This is a genomic window from Pseudomonas salicis (genome assembly GCF_057128705.1).
This window is the reverse complement of record NZ_JBSKHU010000003.1, coordinates 334304-349845: the sequence shown is the minus strand read 5'-3', so window position 1 is coordinate 349845 and position 15542 is coordinate 334304. Positions and strand designations below refer to the sequence as shown.

14 protein-coding genes are annotated in these 15542 nt (G+C 61.6%); 3 read left to right on the top strand and 11 right to left on the bottom strand.

The window, feature by feature from the left end; translation table 11 throughout:
- Positions 1 to 73: 73 nt before the first annotated feature.
- The 3 genes from ACWKWE_RS12320 to ACWKWE_RS12310 form a co-directional block, all read right to left on the bottom strand.
- Positions 74 to 1438 (bottom strand): MmgE/PrpD family protein, encoded by a 1365-nt coding sequence (locus ACWKWE_RS12320; RefSeq protein WP_483850673.1) that lies wholly within the window; start codon positions 1436 to 1438, stop codon positions 74 to 76.
- Positions 1439 to 1448: 10 nt separating this feature from the next.
- Positions 1449 to 2612: an acyl-CoA dehydrogenase family protein gene (locus ACWKWE_RS12315; RefSeq protein ID WP_401144143.1), complete on the bottom strand. Its 1164-nt coding sequence runs from the start codon at positions 2610 to 2612 to the stop codon at positions 1449 to 1451.
- A 70-nt stretch (positions 2613 to 2682) separates the two neighbouring features.
- Complete coding sequence (locus tag ACWKWE_RS12310; RefSeq protein ID WP_341963840.1) at positions 2683 to 3522, bottom strand: HTD2 family dehydratase; 840 nt, start codon at positions 3520 to 3522, stop codon at positions 2683 to 2685.
- A gap of 127 nt (positions 3523 to 3649) precedes the next feature.
- Between ACWKWE_RS12310 and ACWKWE_RS12305 the strand changes: the two genes are divergently transcribed.
- Entirely contained in the window at positions 3650 to 4549 is a 900-nt protein-coding gene (locus ACWKWE_RS12305; protein WP_483850964.1) for a LysR family transcriptional regulator, read from the top strand.
- A 127-nt stretch (positions 4550 to 4676) separates the two neighbouring features.
- On the opposite strand, the gene ACWKWE_RS12300 is transcribed toward ACWKWE_RS12305, so the two are convergent.
- The gene (locus ACWKWE_RS12300; RefSeq protein WP_483850672.1) at positions 4677 to 5546 is read right to left on the bottom strand and encodes an AraC family transcriptional regulator; all 870 of its coding nucleotides are present in this window, start codon (positions 5544 to 5546) and stop codon (positions 4677 to 4679) included.
- Positions 5547 to 5771: 225 nt separating this feature from the next.
- Between ACWKWE_RS12300 and ACWKWE_RS12295 the strand changes: the two genes are divergently transcribed.
- A complete protein-coding gene (locus tag ACWKWE_RS12295) occupies positions 5772 to 6500 on the top strand; it encodes a CatB-related O-acetyltransferase (RefSeq protein ID WP_166595079.1) in 729 nt (242 codons plus the stop codon).
- A 323-nt stretch (positions 6501 to 6823) separates the two neighbouring features.
- Here the strand turns inward: ACWKWE_RS12295 and ACWKWE_RS12290 are convergent, their stop codons facing one another.
- Positions 6824 to 7777 (bottom strand): alpha/beta hydrolase, encoded by a 954-nt coding sequence (locus ACWKWE_RS12290; protein WP_166595078.1) that lies wholly within the window; start codon positions 7775 to 7777, stop codon positions 6824 to 6826.
- A gap of 287 nt (positions 7778 to 8064) precedes the next feature.
- Positions 8065 to 8745 (bottom strand): deoxyribose-phosphate aldolase, encoded by a 681-nt coding sequence (gene deoC / locus ACWKWE_RS12285; protein WP_166595077.1) that lies wholly within the window; start codon positions 8743 to 8745, stop codon positions 8065 to 8067.
- Between the two features lie 137 nt (positions 8746 to 8882).
- Between deoC and deoR the strand changes: the two genes are divergently transcribed.
- Positions 8883 to 9647 (top strand): DNA-binding transcriptional repressor DeoR, encoded by a 765-nt coding sequence (deoR, locus tag ACWKWE_RS12280; RefSeq protein WP_483850671.1) that lies wholly within the window; start codon positions 8883 to 8885, stop codon positions 9645 to 9647.
- Between the two features lie 283 nt (positions 9648 to 9930).
- Here the strand turns inward: deoR and ACWKWE_RS12275 are convergent, their stop codons facing one another.
- From ACWKWE_RS12275 to ACWKWE_RS12255, 5 genes are all read right to left on the bottom strand, one after another.
- Positions 9931 to 11001, bottom strand: a complete 1071-nt coding sequence (locus ACWKWE_RS12275) for an aldose 1-epimerase family protein (RefSeq protein WP_483850670.1) — start codon at positions 10999 to 11001, stop codon at positions 9931 to 9933.
- Entirely contained in the window at positions 10998 to 12329 is a 1332-nt protein-coding gene (fucP, locus tag ACWKWE_RS12270; RefSeq protein ID WP_483850669.1) for an L-fucose:H+ symporter permease, read from the bottom strand. Before fucP ends, ACWKWE_RS12275 begins: the two co-directional genes overlap by 4 nt.
- Positions 12330 to 12407: 78 nt before the next feature.
- Entirely contained in the window at positions 12408 to 13346 is a 939-nt protein-coding gene (gene rbsK, locus ACWKWE_RS12265) for a ribokinase (RefSeq protein WP_483850668.1), read from the bottom strand.
- Positions 13347 to 13807: 461 nt separating this feature from the next.
- Positions 13808 to 14758: a DUF979 domain-containing protein gene (locus ACWKWE_RS12260; RefSeq protein ID WP_483850667.1), complete on the bottom strand. Its 951-nt coding sequence runs from the start codon at positions 14756 to 14758 to the stop codon at positions 13808 to 13810.
- Positions 14755 to 15483, bottom strand: a complete 729-nt coding sequence (locus tag ACWKWE_RS12255; protein WP_401144161.1) for a DUF969 domain-containing protein — start codon at positions 15481 to 15483, stop codon at positions 14755 to 14757. Before ACWKWE_RS12255 ends, ACWKWE_RS12260 begins: the two co-directional genes overlap by 4 nt.
- Between the last annotated feature and the right edge of the window lie 59 nt (positions 15484 to 15542).

Sequence of the window (15542 nt, the reverse complement as noted above, 5' to 3'; positions counted from 1 at the left end):
TGCCTGTGCCGAATACTCAAACTGACACACCGCTATCGCGAGCAAGCTCACTCCTACAGGTTCGGCGCATGCCTTAAATCAGATCGCTCAACGACTGCGCATCGCGCAGCTGCCAGACCCGCTCGATCAACGCCTTGCCCTGCTCCACCGAGCGGGCGCCGGAGAACGCCAGCAGACGCTGCACCTTGTCTTCCAGCTCAGGCCGCGACAGGGTGTTGCCCGGGTCGCCCTTCGGTTCGTCGATGGCGGCGGTCAGGGTGCGGCCGTCGGTGGTGGTGACGATCACGCGCCCCAGCCAGCGTGCCGGGTAAGCGCCGTCGACTTCAGGGTCCATCTCCATCGTCACCTTCTCGCGGAAGGCCGCGACGTCGGCATCCACCAGCGCCAGATCGCGGAATTCGATCAACTGCGCGCTTCCATGCACGGCAATCAGACCCAACACCGCGCCCATGGAAAACTTCGCCTGGTGCACGGTCTGCGGCACATCGACCCGGCCCAGCACGTCAATCGCGCCTTGGTGAACCCGGGTCACGACCTTGGCGATCTGGTCATGGCGCAGGCCTTCGCGCTGCATCAGGTGCAACAGCGCATCGGCGGCCGGATGGGTATGGCGGCATGAGGCGTGGAATTTGAACGAGGTCTCCACCAGCGCCCAACGGGAGCCCAGACGATCCGACAACTTCGACGGATCGCTGTCCGTGGACATCCCCGCCGCCATGCCTTGATCACCTTCCAGAATATTGCGCGCGCCGGTCAGGCCGTCTTCGGTCAGGTACGCCGACAGCACACCGTCAGCCGCTGCCTTGGCGGTGTGCAGCTGTTTCGAATCCGCCGCGTCACGCAGGAATTCCCACAGGCCCGCCGCTTGTGTGCCTGCGGTGCCGAGCAGGTTGATGAACTGCTCCTGATTGAAGTTCAGCAGCTTGCCCACCGCCACGGCGGCGGCGAGGGTGCCGACAGTGGCCGTGGTGTGGAAGATGCGGTAGTGCGAACGGCCCATGAACTCGCCGATGCGAATCCCCGCCTCGTAACCCGCCACCGACGCCAGCAGCAGGTCTTGCCCGGATTTGTCCAGGTCCTGCGCCACCGCCAACACCGCCGAAAACACCACGGTCGCCGGGTGCAATACCGAGCTGTTGTGCAGGTCATCCTGTTCGACCAGGTGCGACGCCGCGCCATTGACCAGCGCCGCGAAATACGCCGACGTACCGCGACCGTTCACCAGAATTTTCGCCTTGCCGCTCGCCGGGCCGACCCGTTCGGCGTAACGCTCGAAAACGGGAATCGGGCGGGCGCCTTGGCTGGCCAGCGCCGAACCGATCCAGTCGAGGAACAGGTCTTCGGTGCGATCCAGCACGTGGCCAGGGATCTGCTCGTATTTCAGCTCGGCGAGGAAGCCCGCCAGTACCTGAGTGTGGCTTGCTTGGGTATGACTCATCTCGGTGTCCTCAGAAGCTGCGTGGCAGTTCGAGCAAATGCTCGGCAACGTAGGAAAGAATCAGGTTGGTTGAGATCGGCGCGACCTGGTACAGACGAGTCTCGCGGAATTTGCGCTCGACGTCGTATTCGTTGGCGAAACCAAAGCCGCCGTGGGTTTGCAGGCAAGCGTTGGCTGCTTCCCACGACGCCTTGGCCGCGAGGTACTTGGCCATGTTCGCCGCTGCGCCCGCGTTCTTGCCGCTGTCGTATTCTTCGCAAGCGCGCCAGCGCATCAGGTCGGCGGCTTCGATTTCGATGTGGGCTTCGGCAATCGGGAATTGCACGCCCTGGTTCTGCCCGATCGGGCGGCCAAACACTACGCGGTCGCGGGCATAGGCGGCGGACTTTTCGGTGAACCAACGGCCGTCGCCAATGCACTCGGCGGCGATCAAGGTGCGCTCGGCGTTAAGGCCATCGAGGATGTATTTGAAGCCCTTGCCCTCTTCGCCGATCAGGCTGTCGGCCGGCAGTTCGAGGTTGTCGAAGAACAGCTCGTTGGTTTCGTGATTGACCATGTTGGCAATCGGCTGAACGGTCAGGCCGTTGCCGATGGCTTCGCGCAGGTCAACGAGGAAGATCGACATGCCTTCGGATTTTTTCTTCACCTCGGCCAACGGCGTGGTGCGGGCCAGCAGAATCATCAGGTCGGAATGCTGAATGCGTGAGATCCAGACCTTCTGGCCGTTGATCACGTACTTGTCGCCCTGTTTCACGGCGGTGGTCTTGATCTTGGTGGTGTCGGTGCCGGTGGTCGGCTCGGTCACGCCCATCGATTGCAGGCGCAGTTCGCCGCTGGCGAGTTTTGGCAGGTAGTAGCTTTTCTGCGCCTCGCTGCCGTGACGCAGCAGGGTGAACATGTTGTACATCTGGCCATGCACGGTGCCGGAGTTGCCGCCGCAGGCGTTGACTTCTTCGAGAATCACCGAGGCTTCCGCCAGGCCCAGCCCCGAGCCACCGTATTCGGTCGGGATCATCGCCGACAGCCAGCCCGCGTCGGTCAACGCCTTGACGAAGGCTTCCGGGAAACCCTTCTCTTCGTCGATCTTGCGCCAGTATTCGGCCGGGAACTCGGCACACAGGGCGCGGACGCCTTCGCGGATGGCATTGAGGTCTTCGTTATCGTATGGACTCATGGTCTGTGCTCACATCTGGCAGCGGCGCGACGGCCCGCTCTATAAAGGAAGAGATTCAGTCGAAGGCGGCTCAGTCAAACACCACTTCGGCGCTCTGGGCCACGCCCGCTTCGTTACCGGCCCACAGCTGCGCCTTGCCCGGCTCACTGATGCGACCACCCACGCGGAACGGCGTCGGCACGTTCAGCGGGCGCACACCGCGATAAGCGAAATGGCGCACGCGCGCCTCGGGGTTGGCGCGGATGAACGCCCGCAGGTTGAAGGTGGCGATCATCGGACCGTGCACCACCAGCCCTGGATAGCCCTCGGTTTCGGTGACGTACGGGTAGTCGTAATGGATGCGGTGGCCGTTGAAGGTCACAGCGGAATAGCGGAACAAGAGGGTCGGCGTCGGCTCGATGGTCTCGCTCCAGTGGCCCTGCTCCGGCGCTTCACCGCTGTTGAGCTTCGGCGGATTGGGCTCGCGGTAAACGATGTCCTGCTCTTCGCGCACGCACAGTTCGCCGTTTTGCGAATAGTCATGACGCAGGGTGACGAACAGCAGCGAGCCGGTGCGGCCATGCTTTTCTTCGATGTGCAGGATGGTCGAGAGACGATGGGCATCGGCGCCGACGGTCAGCGGCCGGATGAACTCGACCCGGCCACCGGCCCACATGCGGTTGCGATTGTCAGCGGGAGGCAGAAACCCGCCGCGAGCGGGATGGCCGTCTGCGCCGAGTTGCGATTCGAACACCGGGTCCTGAAAGAAACACCATTGCCACAGCGGCGGCAACGCGTCGCCATCGGCAGGCACCGGCTCACCGAACGTGGCGGCGATGCGCTTGATCAGGTTGTGGCTCAGGTGATCCCGAGCCTCTTCGGTCCGACCGATCCAGGCGCTGAAATCCACCGGCGACTCTGACGCACTCATGTGAGAGAACCCTCTGCAATTTGTTGTTATGAGCGGATCATGAGAGCCTATCGGCATTCTGTGAATTTGCATTTGCGTATACCGGCGTTCATCTATGCTGAACGCCTTCACCTGTCCGGACATCCCCATGCACTTCGACCTGGCTGACCTGCGCCTCTTCATCCACATTGGCGAATCCCCAAGCCTGACCCAGGGCGCCCGCCGCGCCTTCCTCTCCCCAGCCGCCGCCAGCGCCCGGATCAAGGCACTGGAAAGCCAGCTCGACACGCGCCTGCTGTACCGCGACAGCCGTGGCGTCGAACTGACCCCCGCCGGTCAGCGCCTGCTCAAGCACGCGCGGCTGATCATGAGCCAGGTCGATTACCTGAAAAGCGAATTCACCACCTACGGCACCGATTCCGCCGGGCACATCCGCATCTTCGCCAACACCACGGCGGTGACCGAATTCCTCCCCGAAGTGCTGGCAGGCTTTCTCGCCCAGCGTCCCGGCGTGACGGTGGACCTGCAAGAGCGTTTGTCGCGGGACATCGTGCGCGGCGTGCTGGACGGCAGCTCGGACATGGGCATCATTGCCGGGCCTGTGGAAGCAGCCGGATTGCAGGTGATCCACTTCAGCACCGACCGCCTCGTCCTGACCGTGCCGGAAGGCCACGAACTGGCGAACCAGAAGACAGTCACGTTGAAGCAAACCCTGGCGTTTCAGCACATAGGCCTGCACGAAGGCAGCACGTTATTGAGTTTTCTGCGTGATCACGTGGAGCGACTGGGGTTGAACCTGTCATTGCGGATTCAGGTGTCGAGCTTCGAAGCGATCTGCCGGATGGTCGAAGCGGGGGTCGGAATCGGCGTCATTCCCGAGTCCGCCGCGTTGCGGCATAGCCGGACAATGAAGCTGGTCACTGTTCAACTGGACGAGCCGTGGGCGGTGCGTGAGCGCAGCATTCTGGTGAGGGAACTGGACGCCCTGCCAGGGGTGGTCAGGGCGTTGATTGCGGTGTTGATGCCGGGTGGGCAGACCGCCGTCTAATCGCGATTCACCCGTCGACCCAGACACGATCTGCAGGAATACGATCTGTGGCCGGCTTGCTGGCGAATACGTCAGTTCTGAGAACATCGGAGTGAATGCCACACCGCTTTCGCCAGCAAGCCGGCTCCTACAGGGGTCGTGTACACGCGAACCGTCTATCGGCTCGGACGTCCAGCATTTTCAGCCACTTCCCCGGCGGATACCCAAACGTCTTCACGAAATGTCGGGTCATGTGGCTCTGATCGGCAAACCCCGCCATCAACGATGCATCGCTCAACGACACCCCGCACGAAATCGAATGGCGCACGAGATCGAGGCGTCGCAGGGTCAAATAGCGATGGGGACTGGTGCCGAACAGCGCGCGAAAATCCCGGGACAGGCGCCAGCGGTCGGTGTCGCTGGCCTGTTCCAGCGCTTCCAGGCTTACGCCCTGTTCAAGGCTGGCCATCAGCAGTTCGCGGGCACGCTCGGCGGCGGCGTAGTCGGTGGATTGCCGCCCTCTTCTCACGCCTGCAGCGTCTTGCAAGGCGACGGTCAAATCAAACACTGCGTCGTCCAGTTCCAGCGGTTCGAACGGGTTGTGCAGGTCTTTCAACAATGTCTGGCTCGCCCTGAACAACCGAGGGTCACGGGACACCCCGCCCTTGATGAAGGGCAGCGGCTTGCCGCCCAACACCTGCTGGATCATCGCCGGTTCCAGGTAAAACATCCGGTAGCGAAAACCGTCTTCGGTGCCTGCGTGGCCGTCGTGGGGTTCATCGGGGTGCAGCACGATGGTCTGCCCCGGCAGGTTATTCACCTTGTCCTTGCCGTACTGAAAACTCTGCACCCCCGACAGCGTATGGCCAATGGCGTAGGTGTCGTGGCGGTGCATCTCGAAACCGTGGCCGTGGAAATACGCTTCGATGCGCTCCAGGTTCGGCAACGGCTGGGCGCGCACGACCCAATCCCGCTCGGAATGCGCGAGGTGGGCTTCTCCGTTTGAATACTTGTCCATGGCGCGGCTCGTGATCGACAACTGACACAGGCGAACACAGATACCACTTGGCGAGGTGCTTGGGAATGGCAGGCAGCCCGACTGTCGATGAAGGGCGAGATATGCGACTATTCCCGACTTTTCCTACACCAGTCTTTCTCAAAAAGAGCCGCGCATCGGTAACGCAGCCTCGCCAATGATCTGCAAAAGCGCCCCTCTCATTGCCTTCAAACGGACGTGCCTTTCATGAATTTCCTGCGCCGCGTACTCCTCGATCGTCAACTCAAACAGGGGCTGGCCCAGAACAAATGCCGTCTGGACAGTGGCATCCGGGGCCTGCGGCGGGACATGGAGCTGACGCTGGAACACGGCGTGAAATTGCATCAGGTAAAAATCAACGCGGAGCGCCTGAGCATCGGCGCCTACACCGACATCGTCAGCGGCACCGAGCTGCAAAATGTCGCGAGCATTGGCCGCTATTGCTCCATCGCCCGCGACGTGACCATCGGCCAGAACCGCAAATCCCACCCGCTGGAATGGCTCAGCACCCACAGCGCGCTGGGCGGGTTGCGTCAGCAGCAGGCGGGTATGGCACATCACGAAGAGGTCAAACAGACCGTGATCGGCCACGACGTGTGGATCGGCATGGACGTGTTGATTCTGGAAGGCATCACCATCGGCACCGGCGCAGTGATCGGCGCGCAATCCTTGATCACCAAGGACGTACCACCGTACGCCATCGTCGTCGGCTCCCCGGCCAAAGTGCAGCGTTATCGCTTCGAGCCGCACATCATCGAAGGGTTGCTGGCGAGCCAGTGGTGGAACCTGACGCCGCACCAACTGGCCGAACTGCCCATCGAAGACCCGGAAAAACTGCTGGAAGCATTGAAGGGTTTTGCGGTGCCGGACAGCCATCCCGGCAAGGTCGTGGTGCGCAACAAACCGTTCTCGGTGAGCCACCAGGCGGCTCAGTGATTCAGCCATGTTGAGATCGATCTGTGGGAGCGAATTTATTCGCGAAAAGCGTACGGTCGATGATATGCGTCGGATGTACTCCCTCTTCGCGAATAAATTCGCTCCCACAGTTTGAACGCGTCAAGCCTCAGAATTCAGGGCGCCCCGGGACCTCTGTGGGAGCGAATTCATTCGCGAGACATCGGCACTGACGATACATCTCCGTCGCCTGAAACACCTATTCGCGAATAAATTCGCTCCCACTGATGCCCCGTGGCGCTGCGAAAACTGAGGCGTGGCATGGGTTCCCTTGTACTGGTTTAAACCGCATACACCCCTCACCCTCACCCCGCCTGTTTAGCTGGCGCTGCGGAATCGTTGGACGCATGCACCGGCGGCGCTTGTTCGTTAAGCAGCGTCTGAATCGCCTGACCATAGGCCTGCCGCCCGAGGTTCATGCTGTTGTTGTGATTGCCGCCCGGCACCATCAGCAGGTTCTTCGGCTCCTGTGCCGCCTGAAACAACTGCTCGCTGAAACGCGGCGAGACGAACTGATCCGCCGCGCCGTGCACGATCAGCAGGGGCATGTGGATCTCGGCGATTTTGTCGATGGAATCGAATTTCTGCGACACCAGCCAGCGCACCGGCAATGACGTGCGGGTGCTCGCGACAGACGCCGCGACGTCCGCGAGGTTGGTGAAGGTGGACTCGATGATGAGCCCCCGCGCCTGAATCGGTTCGTCGCCCTTCTGCGCATCGCGCCCCAGCTCCGAGGCCAGGTCCACGGCCACCGCACCACCGAGAGAGTGCCCATAGATCAGGCGTTTGCGGGGATCGGGTTGCAGCTGTTTCAACCGCGCCCACGCGATGCGTGCGTCTTCATACACTGAGGCTTCGGACGGCAGTTGCCCTTTGCTTTCGCCGAAGCCTCGATAGTCGATGGCCAACACCGAAAAGCCCAGCGCGTGCAGTTGCTCGATGCGGAAAAATTGCCCGGTGAGGTTCCAGCGCGAGCCGTGGAGATAAAGGATCGCAGGCGCGTCTTTTTTCTCCGCCAGCCACCACCACGCGTGAATGTTCTGCGACACGCCGAACGACGGCGCCTTGAGTTCCAGCTCCTGCACATCGGCAGGAATGCCGTGATACCAGCTGGCGGTGCCGGGTTCGATCATGAACACCAGCTCCCGCTCCTTGTGCTGCAACGCCGCGCAGCCGACCGGCAGGCCGACGACGATCAACAGCATGCACAGCCAGAAGAACCAGCGAGCCTTGAAATGCGCCAGGGAGAATTGCGGCATGAGCGATGGATTCCGGAGATCGAGTGAGACCTCCGGCAGTTTGCCATTCATTGCGGCAAAGGGTCAGTGCCTTCTGCCGAAAGGGGTGGGCAGAAAACGCCCATTCGGTCACCGGCATTCCCCTGTGGGAGCCTTGGGAGCCTACGGTGGGAGCGAATTCATTCTGGGCGGCATTCCGCCGAGACGCCGTGCATCCGCTAGAGAGGTATCGCATCGAACATCGCATCGCGAATGAATTCGCTCCCACAGGCATTCGCTCCCACAGGCATAGGTGTTTGACTAAACGATCAGTAACCCGAACCCGACGCAGGCGCGCCGCTGACAATCGCAATGCCGGAACTGGTGCCCAGCCGCGTCGCGCCCGCTTCGATCATCGCCACCGCTGTCGCATAATCCCGCACGCCACCGGAGGCTTTGACGCCCACGCCTGCACCGACCACCTTGCGCATCAGGGCCACGTCTTCCAGCGTCGCCCCGCTGCGGCTGAAGCCGGTGGAGGTTTTGACGAACGCCACGTCCAGCTCTCGGCAGATCTCGCACGCGGCGGTCTTTTGCGCGTCGTCCAGCAGGCAGGTTTCCAGAATCACTTTCAACGGCACCGCGCCGCAGGCATTTTTAACCGCTGCGATGTCATCCCGCACGACATCCAGCAAGCCGTCCTTCAGCGCGCCGACGTTCAGCACCATGTCGATTTCGCCCGCACCGGCAGCAATCGCCTGCTTCGCTTCGAACGCCTTGGTGTCGCTCAAACCGGCGCCCAGCGGAAAGCCGACCACGGCGCAGACCTTGACCTTCTGCCCGGTCAGCAACGACGCCGCGTATGGCACCTGTCCAGAGTTGACGCACACCGAATAGAATCCATGTTCCTGCGCTTCACGACACAAGGTGGCGATCTGCGCGCGGGAAGCATCGGCGGCCAGCAAGGTGTGGTCGATATACTGCGCGAGCGCGGCGGGTTCGATCTTCATTGACTCTTCCTTCAGAAGCAGTGGTTAGCGGTAAGCTTAAAGCGGCAAGCAAGGAGCGCTTGCCTGCTCGTCACAATGTTTTGAATATAACAGACTGTGTTACTTTTATATCACGATAATCGACAGCCGGAACCACCGTGGACAACAAGAAATCCGACCGTATCAAACTGATTCAGCAAGCCCTGCAGGACCAAAAGGCCATTCACTTGCGTGAAATGGCCGCGCTGCTGGACGTCTCGGAGATGACCCTGCGTCGCGATCTGGGCCGTCATCCGGAGAAATTCCACCTGCTGGGCGGGCACATCACCCTGGCGTTCGATCCGTCGGAAGCCAGCGATTACAAAGTCACTGAGCAAGGCACGCGCCACGTCGAGGAAAAGCGCCGCATCGGTAAACTGGCCGCCGCGTTCATCAAACCCGGCGACACGGTGTTTTTCGATTGCGGGACGACGATTCCCTTCGTCATCGACTTCATCCCCGAAGAGCTGGAGTTCACCGCCGTGTGCAACTCCCTCAACGTTCTGCTGAAACTGCAACAGAAACCCAACTGCCACATCGTCCTGTGCGGCGGCAGTTTCCACCGCAAGAACCAGGTCTTCGAACACCACAGCGAAGCCAGCATCCTCGACGGCATTCGCCTCACGTGGGCGTTTGTCTCGGCCGCCGGGGTCAGCGACGAATTCGGCGTGACCTGCTTCAACTTCAATGAGGTTGAGGTCAAGCAGAAGGTCTTGCGTCAGGCCCGGCACTGCATGCTGCTGGCCGACCACTCCAAATTCGACGCCGTACGCACCGCGCATTTCGCCACGCTGGAGCATTTCCAGGTGGTGGTCAGCGACAAGAAACTGCCCAAGCCGTACCGCGACTTGATTCAGGGGTATGGGGCGCAACTGGTGGTGTGATCAGTCTTCGAGATTGATGCTGTGTGCGCTGACCTCATCGCGAGCAAGCTCACTCCTACAGGTCGATCGCGGTTTCCTTCTGTAGGAGCGTGGCTTGTCCCGCGATCAGCTGCAAAGCAGTCGTGAGATCGGCAAACGCGTTGCACCAGACAGAACGCATTCGCCGGGTTTGCTGCCGGTGCCCGACAGATCGCGGGACAAGCCACGCTCCTACAGGTGAACCGTGTTTACCTGGTAAAACGCGGTTGAACCTGTAGGAGTGAGCTTGCTCGCGATAGAGCCATCAGCGTTTCAGATTCCCTTCCAACTGCCGCACTTCCCCAGCCGCCAGATATCCCGTCGTCACGCTGAACGACGCCCTCTCTCCCGCCCCCAATTCCCGCACATTGCCCTTGGCCTTTTCCGCCAGATACCCCTCCGGCTCGCACGTCGCAGGCAGCACGAACGCGGCCACCTGCTGATCGGCGTTGTGCAAAATCCAGCGCGCCGCACGGCCGAACTGCGCCGGTTGATAGCGGGTGTAGAACGCCGGACCGTCCGGGTGCTTGAGCAGGAAATGCGCGTCGCCCTTTGCGTCCGTCTGCACGCCATCGAAGAAACACACAATCTCCGGGTCGTACAGCTCGGGCGTATTCAACGTGTTCAACCGCGACGGATCGCCGGTCAGTTCGGCCATGTACGAAGTCCACGCCGGGGTCGGCTTCACATGAGCCGGCACGCTGCTGCGCACCCGCGTGCGCTCGACACCCAGCGGCTCGACGAACTGCCCGTCCGCCACGTACGCGTAGTTCATGTGCGCCATGTACATCAGCTCCATCGCCTTGCCGGCGAGGTTCTGCACGTCCATGCCGATGTCGAACAGCGCCGAGCCCGAACGCAAGGTCACGCTGGGCCGGGCGCGGTAGTGATCGCCAAAGCCCATCACGTATTCGTACTCGCCGCCGAGGCGCAAAAAGGCGCCCGCCGCATCCGTGCCCACTTCCAGCCAGGCGCGGTCCATCGGTGCGCAGGGCATTTCGCCGTGCAGCGGATGGTCGTCCTCGGGTGTCGGGCAGCCGTTGCGCAACATGCCACTGTGAAACATGAAGCAGCCATAAGTGCCGATCACGGTCGGACTCGGGCGCGGCTGCTCGAACATGTTGCGCATGGTCAGATCACAGCCGTCGAACACCGCCGACCAGATCATCTGCCCCTGATACGGCAGCACCACGACGCGGCCACGGTTGTTCTCCAGCGCCAGCGCCTTCACACCACTGGGGTAGGTCCAGGCCAGCACGCGGAAGTCGGCGGACTCCAGCAGGGTCTTCTCATCCCCTGTAAACAGCTCGGGAAACAGCGCGACAGTCGTGTTCATGAGGCGGTCACCGCACCGACCGGCGCCGTTTCGCTGCTCGGGTCACGCAGGCATTTGATGGCGTACGCGACGATGACCACGAAGCACAGCAGCGGCACGCTGTAGGCGATCTGCATGTTGCCGTGCGTCGCGTCGGACAGCAGGCCCTGGAAGATCGGCATCACACCGCCGCCGACGATGCTCATCACCAGCAGCGAACCGCCGACACCGGTGTCTTCGCCCAGGCCATCAATGGTCAGGCCGTAAATGGTCGGCCAGCACGGGCCGAGGAAAATGCTCACGCCCACCGCCGCGTACACGGCGCTGATGTTCGGCACCAGAATCGTGTAGGCCAGCAGGACAATGGTCAGCACGCCGTAGATCGCCAGGACTTTGGCCGGGTGCAGTTTGCGCATCAGCAGGTTGGCGATCATCTTGCCGACGAAGTACGCCGCAAAGGTGGTCAGCAGGAACCACGAGGCGCTGCGCTCGTTCATCCCGCCCATCTGCATGGCCAGGCGAATGGTGAAGCTCCACACGCCCACTTGCGCGCCAACGTAAAGAAACTGCGCGACCACGCCAAACGTGAAACGCTGGTTGCGCCACAGGCGGGACAGGCTCTGGCCGATGCTGCTCTTCTTCACGTTCTCTTTGACGTTGCCCTTGCAGGCCGGGAATTTGGTGAAAGCGATGAGCACGAACATCAGGATCAGCACCGCGATCATCCATTTGTACGGCAGCAGCGTGGACTGGATCATTTGCAACTGCTGAATCGCCGCGTCGGACGCGCTCATCTGGGTCAGTTGCTCACGAGTGGCGTCGGTGTCCTTGAACATCACGAAGCTGCCGACGTACACCCCGGCCATGGCGCCGAAGGGGTGAAAAGTCTGCGAGATGTTCAGGCGACGGGTGCCGGTTTCGCGAGGCCCCATCAACGTGGAGTAGGTGTTACACGCGGTTTCGAGGAACGACAGGCCCGCCGCGATGACGAACAGCGCCAGCAGGAACATCCCGTACGTGGCCATCGAGGCAGCCGGGAAGAACAGCGAGCAGCCCACCATGTACAGCAGCAGGCCGATCAGGATCGTGGTCTTGTAGCTGAAATGCCGGACGACCATCGCCGCCGGAATCGCCACGAAGAAGTAGCCCAGGTAGAACGCCGACTGCACGAAAGCGGTCTGGAAATCACTGAGCAGAAAGGCCTTCTTGAAGTGCGCGATCAGCACGTCGTTCATGCTCGCCGCTGCCGCCCACAACGCGAAGCAGCAGCACAGCAGGATAAAAGCAAACCAGGGCGTGCGGTTCAGGTAGAACCCGTCCGGTGATTGTTGGAGCGCGGGCTTTGTCATTGTTGTTCTCCGTGAAGTGCGGGATGCCGCGCCGGGCCGTCAGCGTGACCGGCCAAAGCGCGGCGGCTCATGAGTGACTTATTGCGTATTTTTTGAAGAGAAGGTGTCGAGAAAGCGCCCGAACGTGGCAGCGTCCGGGTAGGAACTCTGGGTGCCGAGGCCCGTGACCGAGCAGGCGGAATAGGCCACGGCCTGAGTCATGGCGCGGCGCATGTCGCCGTCTTCGCTCCAGTGCCGGGCGAAGCAGCCGATGAAGGCATCGCCTGCGCCGGTGGTGTCGCGGGCGTCGACTTTCAGGCCCTCGACACGGAACTCGCCCTCCTCGCCCACGTACAGCGCGCCCTGTTCACCGAGGGTCACGATCACGTGGCGAATGCCGTCCTGCACCAGCTTCAAGGCAGCGGAGCGGGCGGATTCGAGGGAGTCGACGACCTGCCCGGTGATCAGGGCCAGTTCGCTTTCGTTGGGGATGAAAAAGTCGAGTTTCAGCAGGTGTTCACGACTCAGACCCTTGACCGCAGGCGCCGGGTTGAGCAGTACAGGAATGTCGTTGGCCTTGGCGAAATCGATGGCGTGGTAGACCGTTTCCAGTTCGATTTCCTGCTGCAGGACGATCAGCGAGCAGTCGCGCAAGGCAGCTTGAGCGGCGTCGATGTCAGCGGGTTTGAGGTGCGCGTTGGCGCCTTTGACGATGAGGATGCTGTTGTGGGAATCGCTCTGCACGAAGATCGGCGCAACGCCGCTGGAGACGCCGGGCACCCGCTGCACGAACTGGGTGTCGATACCGTGGCGCTGGAAATTGGCGAGGGTGTTGTCGGCGAACATGTCGTCGCCGACCTTGGTCAGCATCAGCACCTCAGCGCCGAGCTTGGCGGCCGCCACGGCCTGGTTGGCACCCTTGCCGCCGCAGCCCATGGCGAAATTCGGGGCTTCCAGGGTTTCGCCCTGAGCCGGCATCCGGTCGATGTAGGTGATCAAATCCACCATGTTGCTGCCGATGACCGCGATCTTGTTCATGTGTGTCATTACCTTGTGTACGCGCAGGGATCGCAAAACCGAACCGCCGACGCGATATTATTTTTGTTATTTAAATAACATTTATTGTGACTATTCAACCTCTATTTTGTGGGGCTTTCACCGGCCACACGCAAAAACGGGCCAGGCATCGCTGCCTGACCCGTTGAAAGCCCGGATTTAGAGAGGTTGAGGCTGCTGATGGATTCAGACAGCCGGTGGTCGCAATCGTTTGCGATGAGGGTATTGGCTTACGGAAAACGCCGAGTACGCGACGATCCGCTCCAGATTCTGGCCAGAGGCCGTAGGAGCAAGCTTGCTCGCGATCTGCCGGGAACCGGCAGCAAAACCGGTGCATGCGCCGTGTCAGGTGTACAGGGTCTACAGGTTTTACAGCTGCTTCGCAGCAGATCGCGAGCAAGCTTGCTCCAACGCCCTGCGGGCAGAATCAAAAGCCAAGCGCTCTACATCAGGCCATACAACAACACGATATTCACCACCAACATCGCCAACGCCGTCGGTATCTGAGCCTTGATTACGGCGTATTTGTCGGGCAACTCCAGCAAAGCCGCCGGGATGAGGTTGTAGTTCGCAGCCATGGGCGTCATCAGCGTGCCGCAGTAGCCGGAGAACATGCCGATGGCCGCCATCACCGCAGGATTGGCGCCGTACATGCCCACCAGCACTGGCACGCCGATGCCGCCGGTCATCACCGGAAACGCTGCAAAGCCGTTGCCCATGACAATCGTGAACAGCGCCATGCCCAACACGTAGACCATCACCGCCACCAAGCGGAAATCCAGGTTGATGTAGGCCGTCGCCAGGTGCGCCACCGCCTTGCCAACCCCCGCGTCGTTGAACACCAGCCCCAGCATCGCTAGCATTTGCGGCAACACCAGCGCCCAGCCTAACGCTTCAGTCAGGCGTCGAGATTCGCGCATGGCCTGCACCGGCGTGTCGCGGGTCAGCCAGCACGCCAAGGCCAACGCCACCAGACTGCCAATCCCCAGTGAAACAAAGGTGCTGTTGGCCGGATCGAGCAAGTACACATCGCCAAACTTGAGGTTTTTCAGCACGACAGCGCCGATCACCGTCACCAGCGGAATCGCCAGCGCCGGAATGAACAGTTTGTTCTTCAGGCGCCCTGCACTCTCCCGCCGCGCCTTGTCCGGCAGGTTATCGTGCTGGCCGAAGCCGACGCCGCCGAAGCCCGCGATGAGCGCCATCACCACCACGCCTACGCCAACCCACACGGGTGGCAAACGATCACCGATCAGAAACGCAATCGCGAACAGCCCCCAGAACAGCCCGGTGGTCCAGCGCTTGGGGTTGCTGCGGTCGGTGACGGTCATGAACGCGGTGATCGCCAGAATCACACCGGCCAGCCAGTACAGGTATTGAATGGACAGGATCATGGCGTCACCTCCTGAGCGACCGGGGATGTCTGCGGCAATGCCTTGAGTTCGCGACTGAGGCGCTGATCGAAACGGTGCAGGCGAATGGCGTGAATCACGAAGGCACAGATCGCCGTCGGAATACCCCAGACCGCGATGTGCATCGGATCGACGTCGATCCCCGAGCCTTGGAGAAAGGTGTGCATCAGGGCGATGGCGCCAAAGGCGACGAAGATGTCCTCGCCGAAAAACAGCCCGACGTTATCGGTGGCCGCGCACAGCGCCAGCAGCTTGATGCGCAAAGCCTCGGGCAACTTGCCGAAGCGTGATTCAGCAGCGCCTTCGGCCATTGGTGCGAGCAGCGGACGAACCATTTGCGGATGCCCGCCGAGGCTGGTCAGGCCCAGTGCCGCCGTGGTTTCACGCACGAACAGGTAAGCGATCAGCAGGCGTCCGGCGGTGGCGCGGGTGAAGCGCGCGATCCAGTTCTGGGCGTGTAATCGCAGGCCGTGGCGCTCCAGCAGACCAATGACGGCCAAGGGCAGCAGGATGATCAGCGGCAAGGTGCGGGTCTTGATGAAGCCGGTGCCGATAGTCGCCAGCACGGTTTCCAGCGGCATGCTCGCCGCCAGGCCCGTGGCCAGCGCCGCGAGGGCGACCACCAGCATCGGGTTGAAACGCAGGACGAAGCCCAGAACGATGACCAGCACGCCCAGCAGCGGCCAGAGGTTGATAGCGGTTTGCATGATGGGAATCTCGATGTTGTGACTCGGAAGAACAGCCGACGCGAACCTGTAGCAGCCCG

Bases quoted from the DNA above. Each gene is read 5' to 3' on its own strand.
- ACWKWE_RS12255 (WP_401144161.1), bottom strand. From the start codon at position 15,483: ATGCAAACCGCTATCAACCTCTGGCCGCTGCTGGGCGTGCTGGTCATC.
- ACWKWE_RS12315 (WP_401144143.1), bottom strand. From the start codon at position 2,612: ATGAGTCCATACGATAACGAAGACCTCAATGCCATCCGCGAAGGCGTC.
- ACWKWE_RS12260 (WP_483850667.1), bottom strand. From the start codon at position 14,758: ATGATCCTGTCCATTCAATACCTGTACTGGCTGGCCGGTGTGATTCTG.
- ACWKWE_RS12300 (WP_483850672.1), bottom strand. From the start codon at position 5,546: ATGGACAAGTATTCAAACGGAGAAGCCCACCTCGCGCATTCCGAGCGG.
- ACWKWE_RS12305 (WP_483850964.1), top strand. From the start codon at position 3,650: ATGCACTTCGACCTGGCTGACCTGCGCCTCTTCATCCACATTGGCGAA.
- rbsK (WP_483850668.1), bottom strand. From the start codon at position 13,346: ATGAACAAGATCGCGGTCATCGGCAGCAACATGGTGGATTTGATCACC.
- ACWKWE_RS12310 (WP_341963840.1), bottom strand. From the start codon at position 3,522: ATGAGTGCGTCAGAGTCGCCGGTGGATTTCAGCGCCTGGATCGGTCGG.
- deoC (WP_166595077.1), bottom strand. From the start codon at position 8,745: ATGAAGATCGAACCCGCCGCGCTCGCGCAGTATATCGACCACACCTTG.
- ACWKWE_RS12275 (WP_483850670.1), bottom strand. From the start codon at position 11,001: ATGAACACGACTGTCGCGCTGTTTCCCGAGCTGTTTACAGGGGATGAG.
- ACWKWE_RS12290 (WP_166595078.1), bottom strand. From the start codon at position 7,777: ATGCCGCAATTCTCCCTGGCGCATTTCAAGGCTCGCTGGTTCTTCTGG.
- ACWKWE_RS12295 (WP_166595079.1), top strand. From the start codon at position 5,772: ATGAATTTCCTGCGCCGCGTACTCCTCGATCGTCAACTCAAACAGGGG.
- ACWKWE_RS12320 (WP_483850673.1), bottom strand. From the start codon at position 1,438: ATGAGTCATACCCAAGCAAGCCACACTCAGGTACTGGCGGGCTTCCTC.
- fucP (WP_483850669.1), bottom strand. From the start codon at position 12,329: ATGACAAAGCCCGCGCTCCAACAATCACCGGACGGGTTCTACCTGAAC.